Raw genomic sequence first — 17,012 nt, 5'->3', positions numbered from 1 at the left:
GCAGACGATTGATAGCTGACTGCCGACCGCTTATATAGCAATGGACAAGGCGCTTAGGGCAAGGATTAATATTGCTTAACATCTGCGTAATCTGCGTTTATCTGCTCACATCTGCGATTAAAAAAAGTTTGAATTGAGGGCAATAAATCTAATGCCGTAACCGCCCTGGCGACTGCTATAACTACCTAAACATCTGTAGGATCTACATAGCCTTGAATATTTTCCGGCTGCAACTCCCGCAGAATGCGAGTTGCTTGTTGCGTTATACCTGGAGAACCTTTGACGGCAATCAGGTACTTACCAGCATTCAATCTATTGCGATAGGGTAAAGCGTCACCACTACCCGAAGTCAATCCTACGCCTCCACCTACAAAAACGCTGCCCAATCCTCCAGAAGCAGCGCCCAACAAACCACCAATCAGAGCATTGCCAATTCCGCCTGCCCAGGGAAAAGTATTCAACCCAGTTAGTAAATTGAAAGTAGCACCAGCAAAAAATCCAAATGGCACTAGCCAGTACGACATTAGCTTTGCTTGTTTACCAGCTTGCTCATTGGGGTCAATCAAGCCAAATTCATCGGCACTTTTATATCCCCTCCCAAGAATACTTACTTTATCCATTGGGAAACCTTGTTTCTCTAAAACTGAGTAGGCTTCTTCTGCTTGAATCCGATCTGATAAAACAGCAATAAGATAGTTCATGTTTTTTAAAATTAAATTTCTTGCAGTTCAGTCAGCAATAAGCTTAACAGTGCTGATTCAACCAAACATCAGAAAGCGTTAGCCTAACGATGATACGATAAATAATTTTGCACCTGCTACACCCGCTCTCTCCTTCCTAGACTGCGGAACTCAAATTACCCCTTTAGATTCACCTGCCGATCATGCCCAAGGTTCTTGTCTCTGACCCGATTGACCAAGTTGGAATAGACATTCTCTCCCAAGTCGCCCAAGTAGATGTTAAAACAGGTCTTCCAGCAGAAGAACTGATAAAAATTGTGCCAGAATACGATGCGATGATGATTCGCTCGGAAACCAAGGTAACAAAAGAAATTATCGAAGCTGCTACACAGCTAAAAATTATTGGACGCGCTGGCGTTGGTGTCGATAATGTCGATGTTCCGGCTGCTACCCGCAAAGGAATTGTGGTTGTCAATTCCCCTGAAGGTAATACAATTGCCGCAGCAGAACACGCATTAGCCATGATGTTGTCTTTATCTAGGCATATACCAGAAGCTAACCAGTCAGTTAAAAACAATAAGTGGGATCGCAAACGCTTCGTTGGTACTGAAGTTTACAAAAAAACGCTGGGTATTGTTGGTTTAGGAAAAATTGGTTCCCATGTTGCTGCGGTAGCTAAAGCAATGGGAATGAAATTGCTGGCTTATGACCCATTTATCTCTATAGAACGAGCAGATCAGATAGGTTGTCGTTTGGTAGATTTAGATATACTGTTCCGCGAAGCAGATTATATTACTTTACACATACCAAAGACACCGGAAACTACTCACATAATTGGTACTGAATCAATAGCTAAAATGAAACCTACTGCGCGGATCATTAACTGCGCTCGTGGTGGCATTATTGATGAAATTGCCCTTTTACAAGCCTTAAGAGAAGGCAAAATCGCTGGTGCGGCTTTGGATGTGTTTGAAAAGGAACCTCTGGGTGAATCAGAGTTACGCTCTCTTGGTAAAGAAGTTATTCTTACCCCACATTTAGGTGCATCAACTGCGGAAGCGCAAGTAAATGTTGCTGTTGATGTCGCAGAGCAAATTCGTGATGTTCTCCTTGGTTTACCTGCCCGTTCAGCAGTAAACATCCCAGGACTTCACCCTGATGCTCTACAAACGCTCAGACCTTACCTACAACTGGCTGAAACGTTGGGTAATATGGTTGGGCAGCTAGCAGGCGGACGAGTGGAATCTCTCAATATTCGTCTCCAAGGAGATTTGGCAAACAATCAAAGTCAACCTGTGGTAGTGGCTGCACTCAAAGGTTTGCTATCTCAAGCTTTGCGAGAGCGAGTAAATTATGTCAATGCCAGTATAGAAGCTAAAGAGCGGGGCATTCACGTTATAGAAACACGAGATGCGGATGTTCGGGACTATTCTGGTTCACTGCAACTATCAGCTAAGGGTGCTTTAGGGGAACATTCAGTAACAGGCGCTTTATTGGGAGATAACGAAATTCGGATCACCAGTGTTGATGAGTTTCCAGTGAACGTTGATCCTACTCAACATATGCTGTTTACTCTCCACCGAGATATGCCAGGAATTATTGGTAGAATTGGCTCTTTGCTAGGCAGCTTTAATGTCAATATTGCCAGTATGCAGGTAGGACGCAAAATTGTGCGTGGTGATGCAGTAATGGTGTTAAGTTTAGATGATCCTCTCCCCGATGGTATTTTGGCTGAAATCATCAAAGTCCCAGGGATTAAGGACGCTTATACAGTAACTTTGTAGTGGTTTGCGGTTAGCTGTTAGCTCGAAGTTAAAACTGTAAATTAGGGTATTAAAACTTAATTTGTGCTAATTGCTAATCGCTAATTGCTAATCGAAGGATCTCTAATCGCTTTTATATGGCAAATAGTTGGTGGGAAATTGAAATTTTATCTGATCCAGGGCTAGAAGAATCAATATTCTGGCGGTTGGAAAAGTTTGGTTGTCGGGGAATGTCTAGTGAGTTGAAAGAACACTCTCAGCTAGTACGTGCTTATGTACCAGAAATTCAAGCGCAACTTTTGGATTTAGCTGCGTTATCTTTATGGTTACGCCAAGATGCTTTAATCGCAGGTATGCCTCTACCAGTGACGCACTGGCGTTTAATTGATGAGGAGGACTGGGCAACTAATTGGAAGCAGTATTGGCAACCTCAAGAAATTGGCGATCGCATTTTAATTTATCCTGCTTGGTTACCAACTCCAGAACCTTCAGAACGAAAAATTTTACGTCTAGATCCTGGAATGGCTTTTGGCACAGGTACGCATCAAACAACTCAGCTATGTTTAGAAGCACTAGAAATGCGATTAGGTAGTGATGCTAATAATCAAGTAATAGCTGATCTTGGATGTGGTTCTGGTATTCTTTCAATTGGTGCTGTATTATTAGGTGCTAAAAAAGCTTATGCCGTAGATACTGATCCTTTAGCTGTGTTAGCAACAATAAGTAACCGAGATCTAAATAATATTAGTAAAGATCAAGTTTTAGTTGAAAAGGGTAGTATAAAAAAATTAATAGAACTGATAGATCAACCAGTTGATGGTTTAGTTTGCAATATCTTAGCTGAAGTAATTATTGACTTAATTCCAGAAATGTCTGCTATTGTTAAACCTAGCAGCTGGGGTATTCTTAGCGGTATTTTATTAGACCAAATTAAGCCTGTTGCCGATACAATAGAGCAGAATGGTTGGTCAGTTGCAACCCTGTGGCGAAGACAAGATTGGTGTTGTTTGAATATCCGCAGATCTTAGGAGTTATATATATTTACTCCCTTCGCGTCTAAAGAATACCTATTTTTATAACCGCCAAGACGCAAAGAACGCCAAGGAAGAAGAAGAATACGAGTAGTAATCTTTTAGTGGGAAGGGAGTAATTAAGTGAGTGATATAGTCTGAAAAATCTGCTCGGCAGTCAAACTAAATTGGGAAAAAGTTGGTGATATTATCGGTACATCACCTCTAAACTGGTTAACCTGATATTCACCCTCAACTAACCAGTGTAGCGATAGGGTTGGTTGTTTCGGATTGCCAAGGAAATTTCTACTACCTTTAGCAGCGTAATCCACAATCCAGTATTCAGGGATGCCCATTTCTTCATAATCAGCCCGCTTTTTGTAATAATCGTCACGCCAATTGGTGCTAACAACTTCAACAATTAGTTTCACGGATTGGGCGTTTTCAATGATTGATTCATCCTCCCATCTTGGTTCATTGGATAGAACTTCTTGATTTAAAACTATGATATCTGGTTCATATCCAGATTTTTGGTTGTTTGGTTTGATGATGGATTCTCTAGGAATTGTCCAAAGACTCCGCTTTCCCATTAAAATAATTGTTAAAATTAATTCTTCTATCAAAAAGCCAGTTACAGTTGAATGTTTGCCTGTAGGCTTGGGCATTTCAATAATTACCCCATCATGTAGTTCATATCGTACTTCGGAATTTTCGGGATACTGTTGGATAAATTCCTCAAAAGTAACTGCTTTGGTAAAGACTTGCACTATTATTCAACTCGAAGAGTGCGATCGCTACTATTTTAACCTACTTAATCAGGGATAAAAATAAGCGCCTTGTCCGTCGCTATAAAATTGCTGGGTCTAATTATTACTGATTTCCATCATCTAGCAACGTAATTACGTTAGCAAAATGTTTAACCAATAATAACTAGACCCAGCTAGATTTTTGTTCTAATTGCGATTACTATTTACCGCGATTAGGAACTCTGCTGAGGTAATCAATGTCAAAGGAAGAAATCTTTTGAGCATAGTTAACCTTGGGATTAAGCGATGCTGCCAATTCGCGGAACTTGCGGGGATCTCCCTCTGCCAGTTGCTTTTCTTGGTACTTGCGAGTGTAGTATTTCTCGATTGTGAAGCGCCAATCTGTCTTGGTTGTACCAGCAACTTCGCGATAAGATTCGCCGTAGCGAGGTGTCACGAGGTTGAAAGGACGAGCTTCCATCCGCTTGCGTTGGTAGGGGACGGTATAATCTCCAAAGGCTTGGATATATTCGTCACTGTCAACTAAAGCATTTACAAAGCCATGAAAGCCTAAAGTACCAATTTTAATTGACCAAGCAATTTTTTCGTCTTGGTTGTAGGGTTCACGACCTAATAAACGCTTCAGGCAAATTTCTACCAAACGATAGTTATCGTTAACAGAAACAACTAAGGTATAAAACCGTTCTGATTTAACTAATTCACGAATAAAGTCGCGAACTGTCAAGGAACCATTTGCGAGTCTGGTTTCTAAAGTAATCTGACGGTTAAATCTTAGCGTTTCATGTTCGCTAAATATTTGGCGATAAGCTGCCCAAACTAGCGCTTTCATTTCTCCTGGAGAGTTGACATCCTCCAGCCGATAAATATAAGGGGTGTCTTCATTTTGATCAGATTTACCAAAACTCTGAACCCGTTGGTTTTGCGATGAAGGCTTGTATTCAAGCAACGGCAATGCCATGCTATAGTCTCCTAAATTGTTAAAAAATCAACAGTAAGTGAAGGCATAAAATAGACAGCAGAATTAATTGAATAACTCAACTAAACTTTTGTCCTTTTATGCTTATTATCCAGCATTATTAGGGGCATATCGACAAGAGTGCAAATGTATTTTCTGCCTGATGTTCTCCCTAACAAACATTTCTAACGCACTGGAAAATTGGCAGAGGGGTTAATTGAAACAGGAATTCCTTGTGAGTCACCTGTGCGTGATGTATCAGGAATTTGAATGTTAGCTGTTTGAACGCTCTGATGGTTAGCTGCTTTAGGATTAATAGAGCGTGCCATTTCCAGAAAGTTCTGTACATTTCCCCATTTGTAACGCTCAGATTCTATCTTGTCGCGCCAGTAGTCAGCATAGCGAGGAGTAACTAAGTTAAATGGGCGATCTTTATAGCGGCGACGCTGAGAAGGTAAGATGTTTTCTCCAAAGTTAGTTTGATACTCTTCGCTATTGATTAAGGCATCAACGAAAGCGTCAAAACCTAATGTCGCAATTTTAATCGACCAAGCGATTTCTTCATCTTTGTTGTAAGGTGCGCGACCTAACAAGCGTTTGAGGGTGATTTCAACTACCCGATAGTTAGAATTACTTTCTACTACCAAACGTCGATACACTTCGGATTTCGCCAAACCACGAATAAAATCACGTACTGTAATTGCGCGATTTTTTAGTTGGGTTTCTAAGGTAATTTGGCGATTGCTTCTCAGAAGTAAATGTTCGCTAAATACTTGACGATAAGCAGCCCAAATTAACTCTTCTACGTCGGTATCGGAGTAGCAGTTTTCTAGTCCATAAGTCCGAGGAGTATCTTCGTTAGGAACTTCGTAGCCAGCAACACGCTGGTTTTGCGAAGAAGGTTTGTATGTAAGTAAGGGAATTGACATTAGTTATCCAGAATGAAGGGTAAATACAACAACTAAGAAGATAGAAGGAATTAAATCAAAGTAAATTCATCCTTCTGCCTATATTTAAAGCTTAGGGGTTGAGGGAATGTAGCGATAGGGTAAAGCTACATCAGTTCTGGTAACAGGCGGTTGAGGAGTAGCAGCTTTATGAGTCGTATCCAAAAGAGTTAAATTTTTGACTCTTGAGCTTGTTTGAGCAATTGTCCTTTGATAGTTGATTTCAGTAACTAACATTCCACGAGCCATTGAGAGGAAGTTAGCAGGAATTGCTTCAGCAACACTACGTTTATTGATGTCTCCTTTACGCCCAACTGTATAGTAGGAAGCACCTTCTCTTTCTATCAAGCGATTACGCCAGTAATCACCATAACGAGGATTTACTAAATTAAAGGGACGACCTTCCATGCGTCGGCGTTGGTAAGGTACGATGTCATCCCCAAATTCTGATTGATATTCGTCGCCATCAACGATCGCATCAATAAAACCATGCAAACCGCGAGTTGCAATTACAATTGACCACGCAATTTGCTCATCTTTACCGTAGCTAGAACGCCCTAAAAACCGCTTGAAGGAAATATCTACCAGGCGATAGTTAGAATTTGTGTCTGCTACAAGTTTGCGATATACTTCGGATTTGCCTAAACCGCGAATAAATTCTTTGACAGAAATTGCGCCATTTCGCAGTTGAGATTCTAAGGCGGATTGACGATAGCTTTCTAAAATCAAATGTTCGCTGAAAATTTGGCGATAAGCAGCCCAAATTAAGTTTTGAATTGCTGTTTCTGAAGTGGCATCAGTTAAGCGATAAATCTGTGCATCATCTTCATCTGCAACGTCGTAACCTTCAACGCGCTGATTTTGGGTTTTAGGTGTGATTTCAAGTAATGGGATAGGCATAAGTCAGGTTTACAATTGTTAACTGGTGAAACAGAAAAAAATACAGCTAATAGCTGAGTGCTGTTAGCTGAGTGGTGTTAGCTTTTAATTGCTCTTGAGCCATCGCCGCTCTAGCTCGAATTGCTAGGTCGGAATCTGTCTGAACTATCTGAGCAAACTCGGCTAGAATTTGCTCAAATAACTCAGGAGAATCGATCGAACCAGAAGCTGCTAGTGCTTGCAAACCTACAACTGCTGCATAGCGAATTGCCCACTCTGGATCTGACACCAGTAGCAGTAATGTCTGCATAGCCTTTGGCTGGGCAATTTGACGCTGTTCTATTGGTAATTGTAACCAGCGTAAGTTACCTAGCCCTTTGGCGGCAGCACGACGAACACTAGGAGCAAAGTCGGTTTCGGCGGCACTAATCAACACATCTAAGGCGCGTGGATCGGCGATCGCAGCAAGCGCCCGAAATGAATATGCTCTTGCTCCATAGTTATAGTCGTCGAGTTTCTCCAGTATTAGTGGAACTGCGGCTTCACCTAACTGAATCAACCCGTCAAGGGCTGCTGATGCTGCTTCTGGGTTGTTATAACCTAGCACTGTAATTAAAGTTGGGATACCCGCTTTTAACCGTGCTTTTGCTAAGGCTTGAACCGCAGCAACTAAACGTGAGGGTGAATCTGCTTGCTCGACTGATTGAATTAGTTCTAAAGCACTAGCAGAGTGAGTCATGCCAATTGAAATTTTGAGATTTTTGCTTCGTAATTGAGATTTCAGCCCACAGGATGATGTGTTGCAATGTCACTACAACAGATTATCCATCAGCATCATCACTTTTTGAGCATCAGGAGATACTGTAAATGTCTCTTGTTGCTGAAGATGATTTTCTAGCAAGCTTTTGAGAGCAATCATTTTAAAGCTATTTTCTACTTTCGCATCAGCGATCGCCGATGCTCCAGGTAAATACCCACTAGCACCCAAGTCGAGTAACAGAGTTCGGCGCAATTTTAAATCGGTGTTAGCGATCGCTTGCACTAAAGTTTCTCCATAAACTGCTTCTTGGGTGAGCAGGTACATAGCTCTTGCTGCTGCATACCTGATCCGTTCCAATGGATACTCTAAGAACGGTCGAATTAATGCAATTGCCTCAGTCGCCTTGAGTATTGCTAAAGACTCCATTGCTGCTTCAGCAGGTTCAGCCAAGTGAGGTCGCCCTGGAACTAAGGGAACGGCTGCCACACCGCCTTCTAGAAGTTGCATTAAGTTAGGAATACAGCTTGTATCTCCCAGCGTTCCCAGGGATTGCGCTGCTGCTTCCCTCACATAATAGTCAGAACATTCTAGACAACGAATTAGTGGGTTTACTGCTCGCAGATCTGCTAATTTACCTAGCGATCGCGCGGCATTGCGCCGGAGAGGATATCCTCCTAATTCGGTGCGATCTGCCTCGTCCTCCAAAGCAGCTATTAAAGCATCAACAACTTGAGGTTCACCATTAGCGAATTTACCCAACCACCAAGCAGCATAGTAACGCAGGCTCAGATCTGGATGGGTAAGATTGGCTATAGCCTGTTCAAGGGTTAAAAGTTCAGCACCAGATGTTTCTGCTGGCGTTGATATAGATTCTGAATCCTGGTTGTGACTATGCTCTAGCATGGGCAATGCTACTGCTATTAACCTTCTTATTGGTGAGCGGCTGTTGCTTCGCTTTTGGCTTGTTCGTTACCTTCAAGGGTTAAAGGTTGAATGCTAACGATTTGACCGCCTAAACGGTTAATTCGCTGCATTTCATCATTCATGCGGTTGTAGGGAACTGTAATAAAAGTACTACCGCTACGGCGAATGGGATAACTCAGCTTGTCAGATGCGTAAGTTTGACGTAGCCCTTTGATCTCAAAGCGATACATCCGAACTTGTGAATCATTTAAACTGGCGCTTCCAAGTGCAGTTTGACCAAACATCGTTGAAATAACTCCTTACTAAAGTAATTAGGCGGTATTTTGAGGCATTTATACCTATATTTATTATTTTGGTTTTTGCCCCAAATTTTATACACAAATTTTTAGATTTTATCGTTAGCTCTTCAACTTAAAAACTTAATATGTCAGAGCTAACAATGCCAAAACTTACGCAGCTAGTGACACGCAAACAAGATGCACACACTACAGATCAAGCTCACAATTGCGACTATTTTATATGTAGTGCAAGCCTCTGGCTCACTAGCCTCTGCGTGCGTAAGTCTTGAATGTTTTCTAGTTTTAGGTTTAGAAACCTCTAACTAGGTAGCTGTTGATCTTGGGCATTTCCTGCCTAATTTTGTTGCTAACAGTCAACAAAATTTACCATTATGCAGGTGTAACGTTGACAATTTTGCCGCCTACGCGCTGAATTTCCTGCATTTTGCTCAACATTTGTTCCACAGGAACTAAGAAAGCTGTGTTACTACGACGAACCTTGGGATATCCAGGCTGACGAATTCCTGCTACTTCTAAGCGATAAATCCGTCCGCTTTCTCCCCATGAACCACCTAAAGCTTGTTTAGGAGTGTCAGTGCTAGCACTACCGCTATGGCTCCAACTACCACTGCTACCGCTAGGTTGGGAAATATTGTTAGCTTGATTTTTAGCTAATTCACGGAAGACGTGAGGGCTTCTACCTTCAACTTGGGAGCTATCGCTGTTAGCATAACCGCGATATAGCCTAAACATCCGAGTAAATCCGGTTGTTCTTACTCCTGGCTTAACTGAAAAACCTTGGTAATAAGGTACAACATTGTTACCAAAGTTAGCTTCGTATTCGACGCTATCAAAGTAAGAATCAATTTCTGCGTCGTACCCGCGATCATTGTAAAGATTGAGGTGATAATTTACCTCAGATTCATCATAGGGAGCCCGTCCTAATAGATGCTTGTAGTTAAGCTCAATAAAGCGGGTGTTGGAATTGCGATACAAAAACTTGGTTTTGTATAGCTCTGACTTGGCAATTGCGCGGATAAAATCTCTGACAGTGATGTTGCCTTGCCGTAGCTGAGATTCAGCATTGGTTAAGCGTTCAAATTTCATGATGTAATCGTTGCCTAATACCTGGCGGTAAGCAACTTTGATTACTGCTTGCAGGTCATCTTCTGTCCAGTCAGGACGTAGTTCCACCTTGGATGAAGCATCGAAAGCAGAAAGACCCAGCCTTCCTGCTGCTTGTAAATTCGCCGCTACTAAGCCGCTCATTCTTGCTCTCCCAACGCAACAATTTATTTAAGATTTGAAAATTTTTATGCTCAAAATAGCTAAAACAATGCCCGGAAAAATCAGCAATTGTTAGCAACGAACGCCAACATTCGCTCACTCTTCCGGGCAGCGCACCTGAATACTAGCTCAGGGCGTTAATTGCGTAGTCGATGTAAGCGTTAGCTTCAACAGCAGCTTGTCCACCTACACCGTGGTTAGCTTTGATCCACTTGAGGGCTTCAACATACCAGCTATTGGATAGGTCGAAAGTGCGGTTGATTTCATCTAAACCAGCCAACAAGAATTCATCTAGAGGGCCAGTGCCACCAGCAACTAAACAGTAGCTGATAATGCGAACATAGTAACCAATGTCGCGAGCGCACTTGCCTTTACCACGAGAATCTGATGAAAAGTTAGGCCCTTGTTGTTGGGTGGTGTAAGGGAACTTTTGGTAAACTGCGTTAGCAGCACCGTCAGTTAGTTTTTGAGCATTGTTGGTCAGAGCTTGAGCAGCTTCCATAGCAGCAGCAGCACGCTCGTAACGACCGTAAACTTGGTGCATTTCAGCATTGCTCAAGAAACGTCCTTGGGTATCTGCTGAGGCGATTGCTTCGGTAATTGGGGTCTTCATTGTTTAGCTATCTCCCTATTATTTGTTGTGCTTTTTAGTTCAAGTTGGATTACCTTAACGTTTGTCAAGGAATCATGGCGAAGTTATGACTACGCAACTGCGGAAGCAGCACGATCAAAGTAGCCAGACAATTCAGACATTAAAGCGCTGCAATCACCTTTGGTAATACCATTGGGATCGTTAGCAATTGCAATTGCTGCATCTTTCATTTTTTGAACGCCAGAAGCAACGGAACCACCAGGTACACCTAAAGCTTGGTATGTTTCACGCAGACCATTCAAGCAACGGTCATCTAATACACTGGAGTCACCTGCAATGGTTGCATAGGTTACATAGCGCAGGATGATTTCCATGTCGCGGAGGCAAGCAGCCATGCGACGGTTGGTATAGGCGTTACCACCTGGTTGAATCAGTTGAGGCTGATCTTCAAATAAAGCACGAGCAGCGTTAGAAACGATTGTAGAAGCGTTACCTGTGATGCGGTTTACAACATCAAGGCGCTTGTTGCCTTCTTTAACCATGTTGCTCAATGCGTTGAATTGATCGTTGGTGAGGAATTCACCACGAGCATCAGCCTGAGAAACAACCTTGGCGAATGCGTCTAACATGAATAAAATCTCCTACTGATTTTGATTTGAGTGTGGTTTTGATAAAAACCGTTGAATCAGCCTTGAAAGGTTCTGTTCAAACCTAATGTTAAACAAACTTTGCAGTTTCTGAGTCTCTCACGCCTGTCACTTAACTATATGTAACAAAACGGTTTTAGAAAATTTATGAGAAACAAGTTTTCTTTTATGAGAGACGGGTCAACCTACCTGAATCCGTGTTTGTTTAACTTCTGTCTGTCATTTATCCCTTCCGAGTAACTTTTATACAACGCCTGCAAGGCTTTTTTTATTAAGTTTTTTTAAGCCCCCTTAACATCGTTTTTTCAAGGGTTAATCCCTTGCTAGGGAAGGCTTTGAATAGGATTGATACATGGTTTCTTGTTACAAAATTAGCAAGTATTTATACCTAAAAAACAGGTGTCAATACTTTTAAGATTATTTTAACATTTGCCAAATTTTAAGCTCTACAAGGCTTCTAGAGTTTTTAAATATGAGGAATTTAAGAAGAATTGTGTAGATATATCAACAAAATATTTCTAAATCTCAACAAAATTAGCACGATATCGAGGGCAGTTATGAGTAGTTAGTGCAGATTTTTCGTTTCTACTTCTCGTCAGCAGCGATGTCGTAATACTTCCAACAAAGTGACAAAAGCTGGGGGAGGAGGGGCGATCGCTTCTATCAATTCTCCAGATACAGGATGTTGTAATCGCAGTCGCCACGCATGGAGGGCTTGACCTGTAAGGTTAACACCTACTGAGTGACGAGAACTGTAAACTGGATCACCTACTATCGGATGCCCAATATGGGTGCTATGGACGCGAATTTGATGGGTACGCCCTGTTTCTAATTGGAAATGCAGCAGCGTGTAGTTTCCCAAGCGTTCCTTTACCCGCCAGTGGGTAACAGCAGGACGACCGCTTGCTTCTGCTACTACAGCCATTTTCTTGCGGTCTACAGGATGGCGACCAATAGGCGCGTCAACACTACCGCTATCAGTTTTGGGGGAACCGTAGACTACACCCAAGTATTCCCGACAAGCTGTTTTGGCTTTTAGCTGTGCTTGGAGGTGTTGATGAGCCTGGTCTGTTTTAGCAATGGCGATCGCACCAGTAGTATCTTTATCCAAGCGATGAACAATTCCAGGTCGCTGTACACCCCCAATTTCAGATAACGGGCAGTGTGCTAAAAGAGCATTAACTAGCGTACCTGTTTCGTGACCAGCAGCAGGATGAACAACTAAACCCGCAGGTTTGTTAACAATTAACAAAGAATCATCTTCGTAGAGAATATCCAGGGGAATATTTTCTGCCTGGGTTTTTGGTGGTTCAGCTTCAGGAATAGTTACATGAATGCGATCGCCTAGTTTAACTTTGGTATCTTTTACAGAACAAATTTGATCATTAATTTGCACACACCCTTGTGTAATTAGCTTTTGAATTCGAGAACGAGATAAATTTGCTAGTTGATTAGCTAACCAAGAATCAAGACGAAATACACTTTCTGCGACAGAACTGCTGTCGGCATCACTACCTACCTGCAAAATGTACTGTGTATCTTCAAGACAATTTTTAGAAACTTGAACTTGCAGGTCAATTTGAGATTCCAAAATAGTAAATACGGAGAACTCGCCTCTTATATTTTTACTTGAAATGCCAGTATTAAGCTATCAGTAGTACTTAGGCATTTTTTCTAAATATTTATGCTTTAAAGATTGGCGACTGGTGATCCGTAACTGGGAAAAAGCTTTGATTTTCAAGCTGAGGGGACAATTATTTTTTTAAGTCTGCGTAAGTCCTGAGCAATTTAACCTCGGTTTTATTGACATTAGTTTCAACCGTATGCACCAATTTATAAACTTGCTGATACTTGAGGGTTGCTTCTTCGTAAGCTTGGGCTATATAGATATATGCGAGGGATTCCATAGTTTTACTAGAACTTAATTTAAACTCAATTAATTTTATTAAATAAGTTTTTGTTGTATTCGTGGGGTAAGAAGTAGCCAGTTTCAGCAGGTGTCACACTGCTTCCTAAACTGCTTGTGCCAGCCCCTGCCTTTTTGTGATCGCTTGACTTTGGCAAGAAGGTCTATTCTTCAAAAAGAAGTGAAACCATTCTTGTACTGGTAATAATTTTTATTTCTTCTTTTTAAGTTCAGCTTTTGGCAGCGTATATTTAGTTGTATAAAAACTGCCCAACAATTTAGTTTGTTCTTTAGCCAGTAATGATTTTGCTGTCTTATTTTGCTTAATTAAACTCTTCACAAATGATTTTTTAATATGAAATTTATCTATCCTCACGTAAGGACAATATAAAAGCTGACTACTGTACGCGCGGAACGCCGTAGCGTAGCCTAAGCTGAATGCTGATTGCTATACATACAAAGATTTGCAGATCACATTTTCCTAATTTGTCTTACGCCACCCGTCAATCTTCCAGGTGAAAGCAGAAAAATACCCCTACCGACGGCAGGGGTAAAGTAGCAATTTAGGTATTTAACCTATAGTCAATTAGCTAAATTTTACAGAGCGTTACCACGAGGAAGAACTTCTTCAGGGAACACAAAAGTCTCGTGAGGTTGGTCAGCAGGAGCCATCCAAGCCCGGATACCTTCATTGAGCAGAATATTCTTGGTGTAGAACGTTTCAAACTCTGGGTCTTCCGCAGCGCGGATTTCCTGGGACACAAAGTCATACGCCCGTAGGTTCAATGCTAAACCCACAATCCCAACTGAACTCATCCACAAGCCTGTAACTGGTACAAACAACATGAAGAAGTGCAACCAACGTTTGTTGGAGAAAGCAATCCCAAATATTTGTGACCAGAAACGGTTGGCGGTCACCATACTGTAGGTTTCTTCTGATTGGGTGGGGTTGAATGCCCGGAAGGTGTTGGCTTTGTCGCCGTCTTCAAATAAGGTGTTTTCTACTGTGGCTCCATGAATGGCACACAGTAAAGCACCACCTAAGATTCCTGCTACTCCCATCATGTGGAAGGGGTTCAATGTCCAGTTGTGGAACCCTTGCAAGAATAGCAAGAAGCGGAAAATTGCTGCTACTCCAAAGCTGGGGGCAAAGAACCAACCTGATTGCCCTAGTGGGTACATCAGGAATACGGAGACGAATACGGCAATGGGACCTGTAAATGCTAAGGCGTTATAGGGACGAATGCCGACTAGACGGGCGATTTCTAGCTGTCTTAAGCAGAAGCCGATTAAGGCAAATGCTCCATGCAATGCTACAAATGTCCATAAGCCGCCGAGTTGGAACCAACGAGTTAAGTCGCCTTGGGCTTCTGGTCCCCACAGTAGTAGTAGGGAGTGTCCCACGCTGTTGGGTGGGGTGGATACGGCTACTGTTAGGAAGTTGCAACCTTCTAGGTAGGAGGATGCTAGTCCGTGAGTGTACCAACTGGTGACGAAGGTTGTGCCTGTGAGCCACCCGCCGATGGCGAGGTAGGCGCAGGGGAATAGTAGTATGCCACTCCAGCCGACGAACACGAAGCGATCGCGCTTGAGCCAGTCGTCTAGTGCGTCAAACCAGCCTTGTCCTGCTGGGGCGCGTCCAACTGCAATTGTCATAGAGAGCAAATCTCCAGAGAGTTTATGTGTTTATGAGTGCAGTTATCTGCCTGAGTTCGCTGATGGACAGCTAACGCTACGCAGAAAACTAGCTATTCTGTCAACTGAGTTTACGTTTCTTTACTCAGTTTAATTTAATTATGTACAAATTATGAGATTTTTGCATGGTTCTATTAAAAAATAAATTATTTCTTGTAACTCAGGGATAGTGGAAAGCTGAATTCCGCGCTTATGCTGACTTGCGTTTGCAATACTGGAAGTAAGTCCAACCAATATATTGCTTAATCTTCCCATGTACATCATTGAATTAACTCTGAAGAACACACCTATACCTTTATCAGTGCAACGTAAGTCGGCAGAGGATGCTGAGGAAGTCTACAAACAGATTCTTGCAGCCCTACGTGGGGACAGCCAATTGTTGGAACTTACCTGTGAACGCCAACCAGACAAAAAAGTAGCTGTATTCAGCAGTGAAATTTGTGCTGTACAAATATATGAAAAATCCGGTGCCTCTGCGGCTGGAAAAGCACCAGGCTTTTTTGCTGTTACTCAATGAACACCTCAACCGCATCAGAAAAAGCTGATTCTGCTATCCGAGTGCGGGATTTATGCTTTAACTGGCCTAAAGGAGATGTAGTTCTGCAAACCTGCTCTTTAGAAGTCCCCAAGGGTGAATTTTGGATGCTTTTGGGGACTAATGGCAGTGGTAAGTCAACTTTGCTGAGATTGCTGGCGGGATTATTGCAGCCAAAAAGTGGAGAGATTGAAATTTCTAACCACGTGGGGTTTGTGTTTCAAAACCCAGATCATCAGCTAGTGATGCCTACCGTAGGTGCAGATGTCGCTTTTGGGCTGGTGGAAGAAAAGTTGTCATTACCGGAGGTACGCAGGCGGGTAGAGCAGGCGCTAGTAGCAGTAAATTTGCTGGATCTGGAACGTCGCCCAATTTATGCTTTAAGCGGGGGTCAGAAGCAGCGAATTGCGATCGCTGGTGCTATTGCCCGTCGGTGTGAGGTTTTACTTTTAGATGAACCTACTGCTTTGCTTGATCCAGATTCTCAGTTAGATCTGGTGGCGCAAGTGCGACACCTTGTCAAAAGCAGAAATCTCACGGCTCTTTGGGTAACACACCGCTTAGATGAGTTAAATTATTGTGACGGTGCTTTTTTATTAGAAAAAGGGCAGGTGGTTGATCAAGGCGATCCTAAACGCCTCAGCCAACGGCTAATGCAGGTAGAACAAGATTTGAGTGTTTAGCACCTGCTCTGCTTTGATACGCTTGTTTACCGTTGTGTTCTGTATCAAAGAACACAACGGTAAATGCTTAAAAGAAATTTAAGATATAAAACAGTAATATTAATTTTTGCCAAAAATTGGCTCTGGATAATGCCTCGTTCTCGACTGCCTTCGGTTTTGCTAGTTGACGGCTACAATGTAATTGGAGCCTGGTCTTCTCTGCAACAAACACGGGTTCGTGATGGCTTAGAGGCATCTCGCCAAGCCTTAATAGAGGCTCTAGTGAACTATAGTGCCTTGGAAGCGCTAGAGACTTACATTATCTTTGATGCCCAATATCAGGACACTCGCAGTTATAGCGAGGTCATTACTCAGAATTTATCTATTTATTACACCGATTTTGGACAAACGGCTGATACCTACATAGAAAAATTCTGTGCCTCACTGCGTCACGATGTCAGTAAATCAGGACAACGGGTGATTGTGGCAACGTCAGATAGGACACAGCAGCTAATGGTTGTAGGTTATGGAGCCGAATTGATGTCGGCACAACAGCTATTTGATGCGGTTGAGTCAACAACTCTGCGATCGCAACGACAACAACGCTCTAAAAAACAATCTGCCAGCCGTTTTCTATTCAATTCTCTCGATCCCAAGGCACAGGAACGTCTAGCAGAGTGGAGGCGTGGATTGAAATGAAAGCTCTAAAAAAGAAATTAAAAAAT

At 42.3% G+C, this 17,012-nt stretch carries 19 protein-coding genes; 5 read left to right on the top strand and 14 right to left on the bottom strand.

What is annotated here, in order from left to right; all coding sequences use genetic code 11:
* Positions 1–185: 185 nt before the first annotated feature.
* Positions 186–701, bottom strand: coding sequence for a hypothetical protein (locus tag CRI9333_RS08860; RefSeq protein ID WP_015202824.1), 516 nt, complete (start codon positions 699–701; stop codon positions 186–188).
* Positions 702–883: 182 nt separating this feature from the next.
* Here CRI9333_RS08860 and serA point away from each other — a divergent pair, with 182 nt between their 5' ends.
* Both serA and prmA read left to right on the top strand, forming a co-directional pair.
* Positions 884–2,464: a phosphoglycerate dehydrogenase gene (serA, locus tag CRI9333_RS08855; RefSeq protein ID WP_015202823.1), complete on the top strand. Its 1,581-nt coding sequence runs from the start codon at positions 884–886 to the stop codon at positions 2,462–2,464.
* 116 nt (positions 2,465–2,580) lie between these two features.
* Positions 2,581–3,471, top strand: coding sequence for a 50S ribosomal protein L11 methyltransferase (gene prmA / locus CRI9333_RS08850; protein WP_015202822.1), 891 nt, complete (start codon positions 2,581–2,583; stop codon positions 3,469–3,471).
* A 122-nt stretch (positions 3,472–3,593) separates the two neighbouring features.
* Here prmA and CRI9333_RS08845 read toward each other — a convergent pair whose 3' ends face one another.
* From CRI9333_RS08845 to psbD, 13 genes are all read right to left on the bottom strand, one after another.
* Positions 3,594–4,220 (bottom strand): Uma2 family endonuclease, encoded by a 627-nt coding sequence (locus CRI9333_RS08845; RefSeq protein ID WP_015202821.1) that lies wholly within the window; start codon positions 4,218–4,220, stop codon positions 3,594–3,596.
* Between the two features lie 199 nt (positions 4,221–4,419).
* On the bottom strand, positions 4,420–5,178 hold the full coding sequence (locus CRI9333_RS08840) for a phycobilisome rod-core linker polypeptide (protein WP_015202820.1): 759 nt from the start codon (positions 5,176–5,178) through the stop codon (positions 4,420–4,422).
* A 182-nt stretch (positions 5,179–5,360) separates the two neighbouring features.
* A complete protein-coding gene (locus CRI9333_RS08835) occupies positions 5,361–6,104 on the bottom strand; it encodes a phycobilisome rod-core linker polypeptide (RefSeq protein ID WP_015202819.1) in 744 nt (247 codons plus the stop codon).
* An 84-nt stretch (positions 6,105–6,188) separates the two neighbouring features.
* Complete coding sequence (locus tag CRI9333_RS08830) at positions 6,189–7,022, bottom strand: phycobilisome rod-core linker polypeptide (protein WP_015202818.1); 834 nt, start codon at positions 7,020–7,022, stop codon at positions 6,189–6,191.
* A 46-nt stretch (positions 7,023–7,068) separates the two neighbouring features.
* The gene (locus CRI9333_RS08825) at positions 7,069–7,740 is read right to left on the bottom strand and encodes a HEAT repeat domain-containing protein (protein WP_015202817.1); all 672 of its coding nucleotides are present in this window, start codon (positions 7,738–7,740) and stop codon (positions 7,069–7,071) included.
* 72 nt (positions 7,741–7,812) lie between these two features.
* A complete protein-coding gene (locus CRI9333_RS08820; RefSeq protein ID WP_015202816.1) occupies positions 7,813–8,664 on the bottom strand; it encodes a HEAT repeat domain-containing protein in 852 nt (283 codons plus the stop codon).
* 26 nt (positions 8,665–8,690) lie between these two features.
* Entirely contained in the window at positions 8,691–8,969 is a 279-nt protein-coding gene (locus tag CRI9333_RS08815; RefSeq protein ID WP_015202815.1) for a phycobilisome linker polypeptide, read from the bottom strand.
* Positions 8,970–9,353: 384 nt separating this feature from the next.
* Positions 9,354–10,232, bottom strand: a complete 879-nt coding sequence (locus tag CRI9333_RS08810; RefSeq protein ID WP_015202814.1) for a phycobilisome linker polypeptide — start codon at positions 10,230–10,232, stop codon at positions 9,354–9,356.
* Positions 10,233–10,374: 142 nt separating this feature from the next.
* The gene (gene cpcA, locus CRI9333_RS08805; RefSeq protein WP_015202813.1) at positions 10,375–10,863 is read right to left on the bottom strand and encodes a phycocyanin subunit alpha; all 489 of its coding nucleotides are present in this window, start codon (positions 10,861–10,863) and stop codon (positions 10,375–10,377) included.
* A gap of 89 nt (positions 10,864–10,952) precedes the next feature.
* Positions 10,953–11,471 carry a phycocyanin subunit beta gene (locus CRI9333_RS08800; RefSeq protein WP_015202812.1) on the bottom strand — a complete coding sequence of 173 codons (519 nt, stop codon included), beginning with the start codon at positions 11,469–11,471 and terminating at the stop codon, positions 10,953–10,955.
* Between the two features lie 613 nt (positions 11,472–12,084).
* Positions 12,085–13,014 carry an RluA family pseudouridine synthase gene (locus CRI9333_RS08795; protein WP_390370101.1) on the bottom strand — a complete coding sequence of 310 codons (930 nt, stop codon included), beginning with the start codon at positions 13,012–13,014 and terminating at the stop codon, positions 12,085–12,087.
* A gap of 229 nt (positions 13,015–13,243) precedes the next feature.
* Positions 13,244–13,396, bottom strand: coding sequence for a hypothetical protein (locus tag CRI9333_RS26660; protein ID WP_015202810.1), 153 nt, complete (start codon positions 13,394–13,396; stop codon positions 13,244–13,246).
* Positions 13,397–13,992: 596 nt separating this feature from the next.
* On the bottom strand, positions 13,993–15,051 hold the full coding sequence (gene psbD / locus CRI9333_RS08790; protein WP_015202410.1) for a photosystem II D2 protein (photosystem q(a) protein): 1,059 nt from the start codon (positions 15,049–15,051) through the stop codon (positions 13,993–13,995).
* A gap of 292 nt (positions 15,052–15,343) precedes the next feature.
* Between psbD and CRI9333_RS08785 the strand changes: the two genes are divergently transcribed.
* The 3 genes from CRI9333_RS08785 to CRI9333_RS08775 all read left to right on the top strand — a co-directional run bounded on the left by CRI9333_RS08785 (position 15,344) and on the right by CRI9333_RS08775 (position 16,986).
* Positions 15,344–15,607, top strand: coding sequence for a hypothetical protein (locus CRI9333_RS08785; RefSeq protein WP_015202809.1), 264 nt, complete (start codon positions 15,344–15,346; stop codon positions 15,605–15,607).
* Entirely contained in the window at positions 15,604–16,308 is a 705-nt protein-coding gene (locus CRI9333_RS08780) for an energy-coupling factor ABC transporter ATP-binding protein (protein WP_015202808.1), read from the top strand. The genes CRI9333_RS08785 and CRI9333_RS08780 overlap by 4 nt, the downstream gene beginning before the upstream one ends.
* A gap of 129 nt (positions 16,309–16,437) precedes the next feature.
* The gene (locus CRI9333_RS08775; protein WP_015202807.1) at positions 16,438–16,986 is read left to right on the top strand and encodes an NYN domain-containing protein; all 549 of its coding nucleotides are present in this window, start codon (positions 16,438–16,440) and stop codon (positions 16,984–16,986) included.
* The last annotated feature ends 26 nt before the right edge of the window (positions 16,987–17,012 follow it).

Source organism: Crinalium epipsammum PCC 9333 (assembly GCF_000317495.1).
Classification (GTDB): domain Bacteria; phylum Cyanobacteriota; class Cyanobacteriia; order Cyanobacteriales; family PCC-9333; genus Crinalium; species Crinalium epipsammum.
The sequence above is the reverse complement of the archived record's forward strand: the minus strand, read 5'-3'. Positions and strand labels throughout refer to the sequence as shown.